The sequence below is a fragment of the Asaia sp. As-1742 genome, from assembly GCF_011753235.1.
In the GTDB taxonomy this organism is placed as follows: domain Bacteria; phylum Pseudomonadota; class Alphaproteobacteria; order Acetobacterales; family Acetobacteraceae; genus Asaia; species Asaia bogorensis_B.
In genome coordinates this window covers 299,029-313,500 of the sequence record NZ_VWWA01000001.1, presented here as the reverse complement: position 1 = coordinate 313,500, position 14,472 = coordinate 299,029, and the positions used below count along the sequence as shown (strand labels likewise).

Here is a 14,472-nt window from a genome sequence, read left to right as displayed (position 1 = left end):
TCATCGGGAAGATACCCGCGCACCAGAAACGTATTGACACAAATCGGGCAAGACTTCCCTAGATAACCCGAGACAATGGGGCGCTCCCCCTTCCCCGCATCTGCCCGCGTCGAATGATGCGTGATCAACTGCGCGTCGGGGCAAGCAACCCGGGCAATCAGGACGCTTTAACCCGCAGGATCACGCTCGAGAGGAGAATCATCATGAACCAGCGTAACTCAGGTAAGATCGGCTTTATTGGCTATGGTGCGATGGGCTCTCTCATGGGCCATAACCTGCGGGCAACGGGTTATGACGTCATTGCCTACACCCCGTCAGGGCGCCAGCAGGATGCAGAGACACCGGTGGCCCAGACGGCATGCAAGCTGGGCGAGAGCGTTGATATCATCATCCTCTGCGTACCGAACGATGCAGCCGTAATGGCATCGGCCGAGGGAGACGATGGATTTCTCGCCGGGGCTCGCCCTGACACGCTCGTGATCAATAGCAGCACCATCTCGCCAGAGGCGACCGAGAAGCTCCGGGGGCTTGTGGTCGAGAAAGGACTACGCTTTGTGGACGCCCCCATGTCGGGCAGCACCCCCGAAGCCGAAAAAGGCGAGCTTGTCATGCTGGTGGGAGCATCCGAACAGGATCTTGCCGCCGCTGCACCCGTGCTGGACGCCATAGGCAAGCTCACCATTCATGCTGGAGACGTCGGGGCAGGCACGCGCCTCAAGCTCGTCATCAACGGCATCATGGGCGCAACGCTCAACGTGATTGCCGAAGCTGTGGGTTATGGCCTCGATAGCGGCCTGAACCGTGACATGCTTTATGAAGCACTCTCTCAGGTGGCCGTCATCTCGCCGCATCACAAGCGCAAGCTCGGTGCTGCACAGCAGGGCGATTTTTCGCCGCAATTCCCCACCCGCCTCATGTCCAAGGATATGGGATTGCTCATCAGCGCCGCCAGATCGACGCACAGCTTCTGCCCTGCCATTGCTGTGGCAGACCAGGCCCTGGCTCTTTCGGGCAAGCGTCATGCCAATGACGATTACTCTGCCCTGCTTGGCGCCATCGAAAAGAGCGTCGTCAAGCACGATAGCTGATATATCAGCGCGACACGGATCGGTGCCGCAACGGGTTGACGAAACCGGTTGCGCACCATAGCTGCCTTCTGTGGCCAGACAGCCCGTCTGGCCCTCACCATGACAGTCCAGGAGACGCGACCATGGCTTTCGAACTGCCGTCCCTTCCCTACTCGTCCGGTGCGCTCGCCGCCTCTGGCATGTGCCAGGAAACGCTTGAGCTGCATCATGGCAAGCATCATCAGGCTTATGTCACGGCGCTGAACGGCTTTGTCGAAGCCAAGCCGGAGTTTCAGGGCAAGAGCCTTGAGGAAATCATTCTCGCCGTGAAGGGTGATGCCGCACAGGCTCCCGTATTCAACAACGCGGGCCAGCACTGGAACCATATCCTGTTCTGGAAGAATCTTGCGCCGAATGGCGGTCAGGTGCCGTCCAAGCTGGCTGCAAAGATCGAGTCCGATCTCGGTGGTCTCGACGCGTTCAAGGCCGCCTTCAAGCAGGCAGCCATCTCGCAGTTCGGCTCGGGCTGGGCGTGGCTGGTTCTTGGCAATGATGGCAAGCTTGCCGTGACCAAGACAGCCAATGGCTCGAACCCGCTGGCCGAAGGCCAGGGTCGTGCCCTACTGGGTCTGGATGTGTGGGAACACGCCTATTATCTGGACTTCCGCAACCGTCGTCCTGATTACATCACCAACTATCTCGACAAGCTTGCCAATTACGAGTTTGCCGAAGCAGAGCTGCTCTCTGCCTGATATCGCTCCCGGCTGCCCCGAGGACTGTTCCTGGGGATCATCTGCGGGGCAGCTCAAGACGATATCCCATGAAAAAGGCCGGCTCCCTCTCGGGGCCGGCCTTTTTCAATCTATCTTGGTTGCCGCGCCTTACTTGGCGGGCTTGCCACCGTCATTCGCTGGCTTTGCCGTGCTGGTCAGAACCTGCGAGACATTTTCGCGCATCAGCTGGATCTTCACGCCGGGAGCGATCTCGATCTCGATTTCCTTGGTCCCCTCACGGGCAAGCTGAACCACGCCGATGATGCCGCCACTGGTCACAATACGGTCACCGCGACGCAGCGCATTAAGCTGTGCCTTGAGTTCCTTCTGGCGTGCCTGCTGGGGACGGATGAGCACGAAATAGAACACGACGAACACGAGGATCATCGGGAGGAATGAGATAATCCCGCTGTTGGCGAGCATGCGTTTCTTCCATATGTCGATAGTCAGGGACCGGACACGTCACGGGACGGACCGGATTGCAGCCGGACCATAATTGACCGCGCCTGCACGTCAAGCACGGCTTTGGAACAAGGGAGAAACCTATGGACCCCGTTCTGCTCGAAAAACTCGAGCGTATTGCATCGGCTCTGGAACGCCTGTCACCCGCACCGGCCAGCGCAACCACGCTCGAGACAGGCGACGCCTTCATGTGGCAGGGGGCGTCCGCAAGCCTGCGACCCGTCGCGCAGGTCCACGGGGTCGATCTCTCGCTGTTGCGCGGGATTGATCGCCAGACCCGGTTGGTTCTGGAAAACACGCGCCATTTCGCACAGGGTCGCACAGGCAATAATGTCATGCTCTGGGGTGCGCGGGGTATGGGGAAATCCTCGCTGGTCAAGGCGTGCTTTGCCGAGGCCAATCGCGAGCGGCCTCATGCCCTTGTTCTGATCGAGATCCAGCGCGACGATCTCTCCACCCTCCCGCGCCTGCTCGATATCCTGCGCGCCCAGCCCCGGCGCTGTATCCTCTTTTGCGATGACCTCTCCTTCGAGACACAGGATGCCGATTACAAATCGCTGAAATCGGTTCTGGATGGTGGCATCATGGGCCGCCCCGAGAACGTGCTGTTCTATGCCACGTCCAATCGTCGCCATCTCATGCCGCGTGACATGATGGAAAACGAAAGCGGCAGCGCCATCAACCCGCAGGAAGCCGTCGAGGAAAAGGTCTCCCTGTCAGACCGCTTCGGCCTGTGGATCGGTGTTCATGGCTGCAACCAGGAAACCTATCTCGCAATTGTCGACGGCTACGCCGCCCACCGCAGACTCGCCATTTCGACCGAGGCGCTGCATCAGCACGCTCTGGAATGGGCCATGGAACGTGGGGGCCGCTCCGGCCGCGTTGCCGCCCAGTTCATCGACCATCTCAGCGCAACGCTGGGATGAAAAAAGCCGGGCCGGTCATGCACCGGCCCGGCTCGACGGCATATTCGAAAGAAAAGCGCCCGCAGGGACCTCTGGCTGGTCCCTGCATGCAAAACAGGACGATCAGAACGTCGCGTTCAGACGGCCGTAGTAATAGGCACCATAGATCGGGATACCCGAGGAGTCGGTGTCATAGATCTTCGGACCCAGATAGTTGGTGATCGGGTTCACGTGGCGCGGGCGCTGGTTGAAGATGTTGTTCGCGCCGATAGCGAAATGCCAATGCTCGGTGAAGCGATAGCCAACTTCAAGATCCGTCAGCCAGACAGGCGTATTCTTGAATTCTGCCCATTCCGTGTTGGAGTACTTGATCGCCGCTGGTGCCAGATCCTCATAGGTCAGCAGCGACTTGGTCTCGCCATAGCGGGTCTGACGCAGGTTCACATCCCACTGATGATACGTCCAGTAGGCGTTCAGGATCAGCTTGCTGCGCGGTGAGCCCGTGGTGAGATAACCCACCGTCTGCGCATTGGCTGCGGGATCGCCGAAAGCGTTGGTGTTGATATGGCTGATGCGCGTGCGGTTGAGGTTGAGCATCGCGCTCAGGTTGAGCGTGCCGTAGCGGTGCAGATGCAGCAGGTAGTCGGTTTGCAGGTCGAGACCCTGTGTGCGCGTGCTGGCCACGTTGGCAAAGTAATTGGCCGTCACGTTGCTGGGGTCGATTCCGCTTGGCAGATCCACGCCTGTCAGGGCGATCGCGTCCAGTGCCGTCTGACCATTGACCGTAGCCGAGCCGATAATGCGGTCACGGATATTGATCTGATAGACATCAACCGAGACATGCCAGTCCTTCAGCGGCTCTGCGATGATACCGCCTTCAGCGCTGGTCGACCGCTCGGGCTTCAGACGCTGGGCACCGATGGTCTTGCCTGCAGCGCCAACAGTCTGCAGCAGACCTGAAGCGCCAGTCGGTGAAACATTAAGCGCCGAGTAATACTGCTCAGGCATGGTCGGCGCACGGAAGCCGTTGCTGATCGTGCCGCGGATAGCGAGCTTGCTGGTGATGTCGTAGCGCGTCGTGACCTTGCCGTTCTCGGTGTTGCCGAAATCGGTGTAGTGCTCGAAGCGGCCGGCAAAATCGAGGTCCCAGTGCGGCAGCGGGTGGAAGTCGCCATCCAGATAACCGGCCCAGATATTGCGCTGCCACTTGCCGGCGTTCTGCGGCGTCAGACCGGCAAAGCCCTGTGTGCCGCCAAGCTCATACGAAGCCGGCTCGCCCGCCTTGATCGTGTACATTTCCAGGCGATGCTCGGCGCCGAAGGCCAGCGTCATCGGCACGACATCCGCGATACGGAAGTTGCGACGGGCATCGAAATTGCTGGTCCACTGGGCAAGAGAATAGCTCTGTGCGCGCACCGTGGTGGGCGAGAACCCATAGGCCTTGTAGTAATTCGGATTGAAGGTGTTCTTGTTGCCGATATCGTCGTCATCCTGGCCGTACAGCGTGCTCAGATCCCAGCTGAAGCCGAACAGATTATCGCCCTTGAGGCCCAGATTGGCCTGGAAGTCGTTCTCCTCGATCGTCTCCAGCGGTGAGAAGCCATAAGGATAGGCGCTCGGCGCCACGGTGGGCACACGGTAGTTCTCGTAAGCCTCGGAATGGCGATGGGCATAGGTGATCAGACCATAGGTCTCGATACCCTCCGTGATACCCTTGCCCCATTCGATGGAGAGATTTTCGCGTGTTTCTTCCGGGTTGGAGAGGATGTTGTTGGAGTTGGCGGGCCAGCTCGAGCTGGTCGTCCAGCGATGGTCGTCGGTGCTCTTGAGCTTCGAGACCCAATGATCGGTGTGATAGACCTGACCGCTCAGGTGGACAAAACCGTCATTGCCCCATTTAAGACCACCATCGGCACCGATCAGATACTGCCAACCGGTGCCGTTATAGGCATTGGCACCCGTCTGCGCGACGGTGTTGATGCCATGATTGGTCTTCTTGGTGATGATGTTCACGACACCTGCGATGGCATCAGAACCGTAAAGGGCGGCTGCGCCATCACGCAGGATTTCGATGTGATCGATCGCGCCCGCCGGGATCATGTTCAGATCGACCGGGGTCGAACCCTGCTGCGGGCCCGCATCGGCATAGATATTGGCTGTCGTATTACGGCGCTTGCCATCGACCAGCACCAGAACCTCGTTAGGATTAAGGCCACGCATACGGATCGCCGAGGTCAGCGCACCGGCATCGGCACCGTTGGCTGTGACCGTGATGGAGGGATCAACGCGCGTGATGGCGTCTGCCAGGTTGAGCTGGCCGGAGCGGCGCAGGGTGGCAGCAGAAACCACGGTGACGGGCACGGCGCTGTCGCGGGCCTTGCGGTTGAAGGCGTGGGTACCCGTCACGATGACAGACTCACCGCTATCGCCGCTCGCATCGCGTGCCTTGCGGGTGCGGATCTTGGGAACGGAATGAAGGGGCTGATCCGAGCCGATTGACGTTCTTTGGTGAACGACGCCGGTCTTTTTTACCTTTGGCGCGGTCTGCTCGGCAGGCTGCGTAGCCGCCTGAGCGTAGCTGAACCCGAATGGGAAGGAGAGAAGGGTCGCCGCCGCCAGTATTCTTCGCTTTGTAAACATCGTTCGAGCTGTCTCTCCATGGGATCGTGAACCAGGATCAGTCTAGGCAGCATCGAAAACTCGTTACAACGTCGAAATGGAATTTTCTTTCGTTAGCGGATCGAATGAGACAAAAAAAACACAGTTTGTCGCAGATAGCCAGCACAAACCGGTCAGTTTCAGCAATTATCTGTCGCTTGCCCTGCATTTCGCGACCATAAGTTCTCCAATGAACATTCGTGACGCAAAGGTGCTGTTCCCTCTGGCCGCAAGCCTGCTAAACTTCGCTTCTGCACAGGGTTGCAAGGATTCAAGAGCCACGCTCAGGGCCGCCAGCTTGTTGCCAGGCCTGGCCATGAGGCGGTCAAGACAGGGATACCGATGACGGAAAGCCTTATTAACGACACATCCGGAAATACCAGATCAGGGCAACGCTGCTCAGACGCCATGAGGCTGGGAAGCGACGTGGTTGATCTGCGCCGGGTCAAGTGTGATCCCGATTACTGGTACCCTGTCGCGTGGTCGCATGAGCTGCGCAAAGGCAAGACCATTGCGACACGTTTTGCCGGCCAGCCCATTGCGCTTGTGCGCCCGCAGGAAGGCACCGTGTTCGCTCTGGAGGATCGCTGTGCGCACAGGCAGGTACCGCTCAGCAAGGGACGTGTCGAAGGCGAGGCTGTCCAGTGCTGCTATCATGGCTGGGCCTATGGCCGCTCGGGTCGCTGCATCGACGTGCCCTATCTGGGCAAGGGCAAACTCCCCAATGGTGTTCGCACCTATCCATGCCGTGAAGTCGAGGGGCTGATCTTCATCTTCCCCGGCGATCCGGCCAAGGCGGAAACGACCCCCTTCCCTCAGCTCGGCTCCGTTGCCGACCCAACCTACAAGACCCGCCGTTTCGGCGAGCATGTGAACTGCCATTACAGCTTCATGCATGAGAACCTGATGGATATGAATCATCAGTTCATGCACTCGAAGCAGATGGGCAAGATGAAGCCCCGCTATCTTGGCGGTGCCGATGAGCCACGCATGGTCGAGGCGCGCTACAGCTTTGCCCGCGTGGGTGGAAAGCAGCCCTGGGGCGAGGCGCTGATCTTTGGAGAGCGTCGCGATGCCAGCGCGAAATTCGCGCATCGTGACGTCATGACCATCCGCACTGTCTATCCCTATCAGACACTGCACATCCGTACCGGCGACGAACCACCCGTGATGGATCTCTGGATCGTCTACGTGCCTCAGGACGCCGAGCATCTTACATGCCGCGTGTTCGGCCTGCTCTCGATTCGACGTCCCAAGCTCAAGGGAGCACTCGAACTCGCCTGGCCGCTCCTTGTCGGGTTCACCAACAGGATCTTCGCCGAGGACCGCGAGATTGTGGAACTTGAGCAGAAGGCGTGGCGTGAACTTGGCGGTGATCGCAATCAGGAAGTCTTTCCGGTCATCAACGCCCTGCGCGACCTGTTGCGTCGTTCGGGCATCCAGCCGGAAACAGAGACTCCGGATACCGAAGTACTGACCGAACCGGATCGGGCTCAGGCCGCCGAATGAGTCTGACACTCGAGGTCTCGCCCTACCGTCTGCGCCCGCTTCGGCCGACCGATGGTGCCGCTGTGCACAATCTGGTCAATGACTGGAGTGTCGTGCGCATGCTCAGCCATCTCCCTTTCCCCTACCCGCGGAAGCTGGCTGATCAATGGATTGCGAGCACTATCGAGCGTCAGGAGGCTGGCAAAGCCTGGCATTTCGCCATTTGCGACAATGACAGGCTCGTCGGCTGCATTGGCTTGTCGATGGATCGCCCGACCCAGACGGCGAGGATTGGCTACTGGGTGGGGCGTCCTTTCTGGCAGAAAGGCATTGCAACTGCCTGCGTACGACGCGTGGTTGAATGGGCGTTCGAGACACTTCCGGTCACGAAGATCATGGCAGATGTGGCGGAAGACAACCTGCCTTCGATCGCTCTGCTGGACCGCCTCGCCTTCGTGCGCTCAGGCACGACGCGTATTCCCTTCATATCGCGCGGGCCGGAACCCTATCCGGTGCTTACCTACAGGCTGGATCGCGCAACGGAGAAGGCAACGCCTGTGACACAGGGTAATGGGCCGCGCGTTCTGCTGGTCGTCGCAGCGGTGCTGATCGATCGGGAGCAGCGCGTCCTTCTGGCCCGTCGGCCGCCCGGCAAACCGATGGCCGGGTTATGGGAGTTCCCGGGTGGCAAGGTCGAGCCCCATGAATCGCCCGAACAGGCGCTGATTCGCGAACTGGATGAGGAACTCGGGGTCGATATCTCGTCGGGGTGTATCGCCCCCTTCACTTTCGTTTCCGAAAACATAGGGGGGCGGCATTTGCTGATGCCGCTTTATCTCTGCACACGCTGGCGACGCCAGCCCGTCCCGCGTGAAGGGCAGGAACTGGCCTGGGTGCCGGTGGATGAACTGGATCGTTTCCCCATGCCAGCACCCGACCGCCCCCTGATTCCCCTCCTCAGGGAGCTGCTCGCCGGCTGATCTGCAGGCGAGGTTCAGTCCGCCTTGACCAGGGCGATGCGATGCTGCGGCAACCCTGCCTTGTCGGCACGGAAAGTGAAAAGACTCCCCGATTGCGGATACCGGGCAAGGACTGCGTCGGAGAGGCCCTGACGCGCACTCGTGACATAGGCCGTCTTGCGATCATCACCACCAAAGGCGACCTTGGTGACATTCATGGCAGGCACAGCGAATGAGGCGCGTTCGACCCCATCGGGGGTGAAGCAGCGAACATGAGCGCCATTCCAGGTCGAGCACCAGATATTGCCCTCGCTGTCTGACACAACGCCGTCCGGATAGCCCTTGTCCTCAGGCAGGTTCACAAAGATGCGCTTGTTGGACAGGGCCCCATCTGCGGAAAGGTCGAAACGGTAGATCACACCATTGGGGGTATCGCAGGCATAGAGAAGCTTGCCATCGGGCGAGACTGCGGGGCCATTGGCAACCGTATATCCCGTATCGTGATGGCGCAGTACAAATCCTTCCGCCGTGTGATGAACCGAATAGAGAGAGCCGCTCGGCGCTTCCTCCGAATCATCCATTGTACCAAACCAGCCGCGCCCGTGCAGGTCCACGCAGCCATCATTCAGGCGGTTGCCGGGCTTGTCGGCCTCGACATCCAGCTCCTTCTCGAAGCTGCTGGCCTGAGGGTCGAACCGGTAGAGCCCGTCAGGCAGCCCCGCCAGAAAGGTACCGTCTTCCACTGGAAGCAGGAACGCGACCTTGCCGGGGGCGACCCAGTGATGGGCCTCGCCCAGCCCGGGTGTGAACCGATGGACCTTGCGACCGTTGATATCGACAAAATAGATAGCGTTTTCGCTGGAGATCCAGACCGGCCCCTCAGCCAGATCGGCGCGGATGTCATAAGCGCATGATGCGCAGGGTTCGCTGTTCAGATCGCTCATTTCCTGTCTCCTGCGAAAAGGTCATAGTCAGGTTCATCAACTCGAAGTTGATCGACGTGTCGGGATTTAACGTCAGGACACCCTGTATGGTTGACGAAGTTATCATTCCCCGGCGATCAGAGGGAAACCCCATGCCACCCACCGCCTGTCTTCTCATCATCGGCAACGAAATCCTGTCTGGCCGCACGCAGGATGCCAATATCCGCTTCATTGCGAACGGCCTCGCCCGCTCGGGGATTGCACTGGAAGAAGTCCGCGTCATTCCGGACAAGGCTAAGCGCATTGTCGACACGGTTGCGACCTGTCGCGCCATGTTCGACCATGTGTTTACCACGGGCGGCATTGGCCCGACGCATGACGACATAACCGCCGCCTGCGTTGCGGAGGCCGTCGGAGTCCCTCTGGAAATTCATGAGGAAAGCTACCGGAAGCTGGAATCCTATCTGGGGAAGGAAAAATTCAACAAGGCGCGGCAGCGGATGGCCTGGCTGCCGCGCGGCGCCGTCCCGATCGAGAACACCGTTTCGATTGCTCCGGGTTTTTCGATTGCCAATGTGCATGTGATGGCAGGCGTACCCTCCATCATGCAATCCATGTTCAACGCTCTGCTCCCAACCCTCGAAGGCGGGGCCCCTCTATGCTCTGTGGCATGGCATGCGGATTTGCGTGAGGGGACATTGGCGGAGGGGCTGGAGGCAATCCAGAACGATTTCCCTACGCTCGACCTTGGCTCCTATCCGTTTGAACGTGCCGACGGGCGAAAAGGCGTGTCTCTCGTCGCCAAGGGCTACGATTCAGATCAGGTGGCGCAAGCCGGTGAGCGGATCCGTCAACTGATCGATTCGCTTGGGGTGACGCCGATCGAGGGTGAACCTGCCCCCTGAGAAGCACAAAAAAAACCGCCTGACCCTATGGCCAGGCGGTTCTTCATCCCTCTGGGCCGGGGTCGTCAGACCCCGTCCGCAAACCGGTACCTCAGAGCGTATCACGCCCCATCGCAAGGAACTTCTCGCGTCGCTTTGCCACGAGATTCTCTCCCTCGAAGGGAATGAGCTCGGCCAGCACATCGCCAATGGCGTCACCGACAGCGGCAATCGCTTCTTCCGGGAAACGCTGCGCCCCGCCGATGGGCTCGGGGATGATACGATCGATCAGGTGCAGCTTGAGAAGATCCTGAGCTGTCAGCTTGAGCGCCTCGGCCGCCGTAGCCGCCTGCTTGGGGTCGCGCCAGAGGATGGACGCGGCGCCTTCCGGGGCAATGACCGAATAAATCGAATGTTCAAGCATCAGAACGCGGTCACCGGCGCCGAGGGCAACAGCCCCACCCGATCCGCCTTCACCAATGATGATGGCAATCAGCGGAACCGGTGCGCGGAGACAGCAATCGGTCGAACGGGCAATAGCCTGCGCCTGACCACGCTCTTCGGCATCGATGCCGGGCCATGCGCCTGACGTATCGATGAATGTCAGGATCGGCAGGCCAAAGCGGCCAGCCATCTCAACGAGGCGCTGCGCCTTGCGATAGCCTTCCGGCTTGGGCATGCCGAAATTATGACGCAGGCGCGACTCCATGTCGAAACCGCGCTCTGTGCCGATCACCATGACAGCCTGACCGCGGAAACGGGCAAGACCACCGACAATGGCCTGGTCATCGTGGCCCAGACGATCACCGGCAAGCGGCGTGTATTCCTCAAGCAGCCCCTTGAAGTAATCAAGAGCGCGAGGACGCTGCGCATGGCGCGCGACCATGACCTTCTGCCACGGCGTCAGCTTGGTATAGGCAGCACGAAGCTGCTTTTCCGCCTTGTCGGACAATTTGCCGATTTCGTCGGCAATGTTGATGCCTTCGCCGTCCTTGGCCATCTGGCGAAGTTCGGCAATCTTGTTTTCAAGCTCGGCAACCGGCTTTTCGAAATCGAGATACTGACGCATGCCCCGCCGATAGCACGGGTTCATGTTCCACAACAATCCGTCGCTTCATCATGGCGCATCATCCGAAAGCGGGTGATGCTGGTTGAGCACCTGCCGCAGCCGTTCCTGCATCACATGGGTATAGATCTGGGTCGTCGCGATATCGGCGTGACCAAGGAGCATCTGCAAGGCACGCAAATCCGCCCCGCGCTCCAGCAGATGGGTTGCGAAGGAGTGTCTCAGCACGTGGGGTGATACCAGATCGGGATCGATCCCGGCCCTGAGCGCAACATGGAGCAGGATCTTGTCGAATCCCTGACGGGTCAGGGCACGCGCCGGGTTGCGACCGGGAAAGAGGTAGGGACTATCGATATCCCGGTCATGATGAAGCAACGCCAGAGCGGCTTCGCGGGCTGCGTGGGAGATCGGTATGAGCCGCTCGCGCCCGCCTTTCCCCCTTATCAGCACCATTTCCGACTCACGCCTGAACAGACGCCCGGGCAGAGAGAGCAACTCCGAGATACGCAAACCAGTCGTATAAAGCAGTTCGAGCGCCGCCCGGCTGACCAGATCGCGCCGCGGATCGTCATGGCCATGACATCCCTCATCGAGCAGACGCTCTACCTGTGCCTCCGACAGAAGTTTGGGTAAGGGCTTCTCCAGACGCGGCATCTGGATGCTTTCTGTGGGGTCATGATCGGACCACCCTTCACGCTGCACGAAACGGAAGAACTGGCGCAGGCATGAAAGCCGTCGTGCTGCGGTACTTGATGAAAGCCCCGAACGCCCCTGCCAGGCACCATAGGCAGCGATGCTTGTCTGCCCTGCCTCGAGCAGAGCCGCAGGCTCACCCTCATTCTGGCGCTTCAGGAAGGCGATGAAATCCGCGAGGTCCGAGGCGTAGGCCTGACGGGTGCGCGGGGCCGCATTGCGCTCCGCCGCCAGCATCTCCAGAAAAGCCTCTGCCGCCGGGGGTAGCCCCTCACCCCCGGTCATGGGGAACGGTTCAGTGTTGGAGCGTGGGCGCTGCGACAGGCTCGGGCATGGAGGGCATGGGTTTGGCGGGTGCGGTACCCGGCATGGCCGGTGCGGAATCAGCCGCTGTCGCCGCAAACTGCGTTCCCGGCAGATCCTTGTGCACCATCGTCTGTACGGGCAGTGGCGGGTTCATGCCCAGCTTCAGAAACGCTCCGCCAAGACCCACAACGATCAGGACAGCGAGTGCAAGGGCGATCCGGGGAAAGCTCAGCGTGGACATGAAAAACTCCTGAAAGACGGGCGCGTGGGCAAGATTTTCAGCCACAGGCCGCGCCCTGCCGGGGCTGCTCGGTGGCGAGCCGCTTTCCTGTATGTTAGCCTTGCCCGAATGTCACGCCCCACCTTTTTTTCCGATCGAACCGAACCGATGCCCGACCTGCCTGATCCCGCAACCGGATCGGACTTCCCTGCCCCGAACACTGCTGACCCGATCATTGTTCTCGTCGGCCTGATGGGCGCCGGAAAGACGACGATCGGCCGCCGTCTGGCGGCTCGACTCGGTCTGGAGTTCGTGGATGCCGATCTTGAGATTGAGCGTGCTGCGGGCTGCACCATTTCGGAGATCTTTGCCCGGCATGGCGAGCCGGCATTTCGTGATGGTGAGAGACGGGTGATCCAGCGCCTGCTGCAGGGGCCTGCCAAGGTGCTTGCAACAGGGGGCGGCGCCTTCATAGACGCGCAGACGCGCCGTCTGGTGAAGGCTCACGCCCGTTCCGTCTGGCTGCGTTGCCCCCTGCCCGTGCTGGTGCGTCGTGTTTCGGGCCGCACAGGTCGCCCCCTGCTCGACAAGGGCAATGTCGAATCAACGCTTGCCGCGCTTCAGGCGCAGCGCCACCCCATTTATGCAGAGGCAGATATCGTCGTGGATTGTGGAGATGACAGCATCGATCATGGTGCTCAGCGCATTATTGAGGCGCTCGATTCCTATGCCCACCCGCTTCGGGTACCCGTAACGCTTGAGTCGCATCATTACGAGGTTCTGATCGGGTCTGACCTGATCAGCCGTGCCGGGGCCTATCTGGCGCCTGTCCTGCCCCAAAAGCGTGCGGTGGTGATCACCGATGAAACCGTGGCGAAACTGCACCTCCCGCGTCTGCTTGGTGCACTGAGCGAGACCGGTATCGAGGCCACACCTTTCGTGGTTCCGGTGGGTGAGGAGTCGAAATCACTCACCCGTTATGCAGCGCTGATCAACGACATTCTGGACCATGGGATGGAACGCCATACAACGGTCATCGGCCTTGGTGGTGGCGTGGTGGGCGATCTTTCCGGCTTTGTGGCGTCCAGCGTTCTGCGTGGCGTTCCCTTCGTGCAGATCCCGACAACACTGCTCTCTCAGGTCGACAGCTCGGTAGGGGGCAAGACGGGCCTCAATGCCCGCGCCGGCAAAAATCTTGTCGGCGCCTTCTACCAGCCTCGCATCGTTCTGGCAGACAGTTCGGCACTGGCGACGCTGTCACGCCGTGAGCGCGTCGCGGGTTATGCCGAGATCGTCAAGGCAGGCATTATTGCCGACCCCGCCCTTTTTGCCTGGTGCGAAGCCCATGGCGCCGATCTTCTCGACGGCGACCCGGCAGCCCTCGGCGAGGCCGTGCAACGTGCCTGCGCCTTCAAGGCGAAAGTCGTGATGGACGATGAAAAGGAAACGGCCGCACAGGATGGGAGGGCCCTGCTTAACCTTGGACACTCCTTCGGCCACGCCCTAGAGGCCCATTTCCGCTATGACGGACGACTGTTGCATGGGGAGGCCGTATCGATCGGGCTCCATCTGGCCGCAGCTCTCTCAGTGGCTCTGGGCCTGTGCCCACGTGCTGACATGGAACGCATCGACACCCATCTGCGTGGCCTTGGCATGCCCGCTGGTCTCGACTGGTTCGATGAGACGCTCAGCGCCAGCGAACTGATTGCCTCGATGGCTCGCGACAAGAAAATGCTTAATGGACGCCTTTCCTTTGTGCTGATTCGCGGGATCGGCCAGGCATTTACAACGCGTGATGTTGAAATGGACACGGTGCGTGACGTTTTGGTCCAGGAAGGTTGCGTAGCGTAACGACAAATCAGGTGAGCGGTATTTTTTCCTTACAGGACAGCCATTCTCCTCACGATCCCTTGATGCCGCGATTCATGAACAAACCCGCTAGAACGGCTCGCTGCATAAGAAATTGTTAATCGGGCGGAATGGAGTGTTGCAGTTTGGACACGGCTATTTCGTCTAATCGTCAAATACCCATGGAACTCACTTCCTGAACCGGAACTGACGGCTCTAT

Annotated in this window: 13 protein-coding genes; 7 read left to right on the top strand and 6 right to left on the bottom strand. The window is 60.0% G+C overall.

Annotation, left to right across the window (positions count from 1 at the left end; translation table 11 throughout):
* Positions 1–113 precede the first annotated feature (113 nt).
* Entirely contained in the window at positions 114–1,088 is a 975-nt protein-coding gene (locus F3J08_RS01285; protein WP_370458641.1) for an NAD(P)-dependent oxidoreductase, read from the top strand.
* A 122-nt stretch (positions 1,089–1,210) separates the two neighbouring features.
* Positions 1,211–1,819 carry a superoxide dismutase gene (locus tag F3J08_RS01280; RefSeq protein WP_166928119.1) on the top strand — a complete coding sequence of 203 codons (609 nt, stop codon included), beginning with the start codon at positions 1,211–1,213 and terminating at the stop codon, positions 1,817–1,819.
* Between the two features lie 129 nt (positions 1,820–1,948).
* On the opposite strand, the gene yajC is transcribed toward F3J08_RS01280, so the two are convergent.
* The gene (gene yajC / locus F3J08_RS01275) at positions 1,949–2,263 is read right to left on the bottom strand and encodes a preprotein translocase subunit YajC (protein WP_023978541.1); all 315 of its coding nucleotides are present in this window, start codon (positions 2,261–2,263) and stop codon (positions 1,949–1,951) included.
* Positions 2,264–2,385: 122 nt separating this feature from the next.
* Here yajC and F3J08_RS01270 point away from each other — a divergent pair, with 122 nt between their 5' ends.
* On the top strand, positions 2,386–3,228 hold the full coding sequence (locus F3J08_RS01270) for an ATP-binding protein (RefSeq protein ID WP_166928118.1): 843 nt from the start codon (positions 2,386–2,388) through the stop codon (positions 3,226–3,228).
* 102 nt (positions 3,229–3,330) lie between these two features.
* Here the strand turns inward: F3J08_RS01270 and F3J08_RS01265 are convergent, their stop codons facing one another.
* The gene (locus F3J08_RS01265; protein WP_166928117.1) at positions 3,331–5,847 is read right to left on the bottom strand and encodes a TonB-dependent siderophore receptor; all 2,517 of its coding nucleotides are present in this window, start codon (positions 5,845–5,847) and stop codon (positions 3,331–3,333) included.
* 426 nt (positions 5,848–6,273) lie between these two features.
* Between F3J08_RS01265 and F3J08_RS01260 the strand changes: the two genes are divergently transcribed.
* Positions 6,274–7,374 (top strand): aromatic ring-hydroxylating dioxygenase subunit alpha, encoded by a 1,101-nt coding sequence (locus tag F3J08_RS01260; protein WP_166928116.1) that lies wholly within the window; start codon positions 6,274–6,276, stop codon positions 7,372–7,374.
* The gene (locus F3J08_RS01255; protein ID WP_166928115.1) at positions 7,371–8,333 is read left to right on the top strand and encodes a bifunctional GNAT family N-acetyltransferase/(deoxy)nucleoside triphosphate pyrophosphohydrolase; all 963 of its coding nucleotides are present in this window, start codon (positions 7,371–7,373) and stop codon (positions 8,331–8,333) included. The genes F3J08_RS01260 and F3J08_RS01255 overlap by 4 nt, the downstream gene beginning before the upstream one ends.
* A gap of 14 nt (positions 8,334–8,347) precedes the next feature.
* On the opposite strand, the gene F3J08_RS01250 is transcribed toward F3J08_RS01255, so the two are convergent.
* Positions 8,348–9,256, bottom strand: a complete 909-nt coding sequence (locus F3J08_RS01250) for an SMP-30/gluconolactonase/LRE family protein (protein WP_166928114.1) — start codon at positions 9,254–9,256, stop codon at positions 8,348–8,350.
* 131 nt (positions 9,257–9,387) lie between these two features.
* On the opposite strand from F3J08_RS01250, the gene F3J08_RS01245 reads away from it, so the two are divergent.
* Positions 9,388–10,140 (top strand): molybdopterin-binding protein, encoded by a 753-nt coding sequence (locus F3J08_RS01245; protein ID WP_166928113.1) that lies wholly within the window; start codon positions 9,388–9,390, stop codon positions 10,138–10,140.
* 91 nt (positions 10,141–10,231) lie between these two features.
* Here the strand turns inward: F3J08_RS01245 and F3J08_RS01240 are convergent, their stop codons facing one another.
* The 3 genes from F3J08_RS01240 to F3J08_RS01230 are packed head-to-tail and all read right to left on the bottom strand — an operon-like array spanning position 10,232 to position 12,425.
* On the bottom strand, positions 10,232–11,188 hold the full coding sequence (locus tag F3J08_RS01240; protein WP_062164959.1) for an acetyl-CoA carboxylase carboxyltransferase subunit alpha: 957 nt from the start codon (positions 11,186–11,188) through the stop codon (positions 10,232–10,234).
* A gap of 48 nt (positions 11,189–11,236) precedes the next feature.
* Positions 11,237–12,163: a tyrosine recombinase gene (locus F3J08_RS01235; protein WP_166928112.1), complete on the bottom strand. Its 927-nt coding sequence runs from the start codon at positions 12,161–12,163 to the stop codon at positions 11,237–11,239.
* 10 nt (positions 12,164–12,173) lie between these two features.
* Positions 12,174–12,425 (bottom strand): hypothetical protein, encoded by a 252-nt coding sequence (locus tag F3J08_RS01230; protein WP_166928111.1) that lies wholly within the window; start codon positions 12,423–12,425, stop codon positions 12,174–12,176.
* A gap of 147 nt (positions 12,426–12,572) precedes the next feature.
* Between F3J08_RS01230 and aroB the strand changes: the two genes are divergently transcribed.
* On the top strand, positions 12,573–14,255 hold the full coding sequence (gene aroB / locus F3J08_RS01225) for a 3-dehydroquinate synthase (protein ID WP_166928110.1): 1,683 nt from the start codon (positions 12,573–12,575) through the stop codon (positions 14,253–14,255).
* The last annotated feature ends 217 nt before the right edge of the window (positions 14,256–14,472 follow it).

What these genes read in the sequence shown, in the direction of transcription:
- F3J08_RS01285 (WP_370458641.1), top strand. Translation starts at nt 114, where the DNA reads ATGATGCGTGATCAACTGCGCGTCGGGGCAAGCAACCCGGGCAATCAG.
- F3J08_RS01280 (WP_166928119.1), top strand. Translation starts at nt 1,211, where the DNA reads ATGGCTTTCGAACTGCCGTCCCTTCCCTACTCGTCCGGTGCGCTCGCC.
- yajC (WP_023978541.1), bottom strand. Translation starts at nt 2,263, where the DNA reads ATGCTCGCCAACAGCGGGATTATCTCATTCCTCCCGATGATCCTCGTG.
- F3J08_RS01270 (WP_166928118.1), top strand. Translation starts at nt 2,386, where the DNA reads ATGGACCCCGTTCTGCTCGAAAAACTCGAGCGTATTGCATCGGCTCTG.
- F3J08_RS01265 (WP_166928117.1), bottom strand. Translation starts at nt 5,847, where the DNA reads ATGTTTACAAAGCGAAGAATACTGGCGGCGGCGACCCTTCTCTCCTTC.
- F3J08_RS01260 (WP_166928116.1), top strand. Translation starts at nt 6,274, where the DNA reads ATGAGGCTGGGAAGCGACGTGGTTGATCTGCGCCGGGTCAAGTGTGAT.
- F3J08_RS01255 (WP_166928115.1), top strand. Translation starts at nt 7,371, where the DNA reads ATGAGTCTGACACTCGAGGTCTCGCCCTACCGTCTGCGCCCGCTTCGG.
- F3J08_RS01250 (WP_166928114.1), bottom strand. Translation starts at nt 9,256, where the DNA reads ATGAGCGATCTGAACAGCGAACCCTGCGCATCATGCGCTTATGACATC.
- F3J08_RS01245 (WP_166928113.1), top strand. Translation starts at nt 9,388, where the DNA reads ATGCCACCCACCGCCTGTCTTCTCATCATCGGCAACGAAATCCTGTCT.
- F3J08_RS01240 (WP_062164959.1), bottom strand. Translation starts at nt 11,188, where the DNA reads ATGCGTCAGTATCTCGATTTCGAAAAGCCGGTTGCCGAGCTTGAAAAC.
- F3J08_RS01235 (WP_166928112.1), bottom strand. Translation starts at nt 12,163, where the DNA reads ATGACCGGGGGTGAGGGGCTACCCCCGGCGGCAGAGGCTTTTCTGGAG.
- F3J08_RS01230 (WP_166928111.1), bottom strand. Translation starts at nt 12,425, where the DNA reads ATGTCCACGCTGAGCTTTCCCCGGATCGCCCTTGCACTCGCTGTCCTG.
- aroB (WP_166928110.1), top strand. Translation starts at nt 12,573, where the DNA reads ATGCCCGACCTGCCTGATCCCGCAACCGGATCGGACTTCCCTGCCCCG.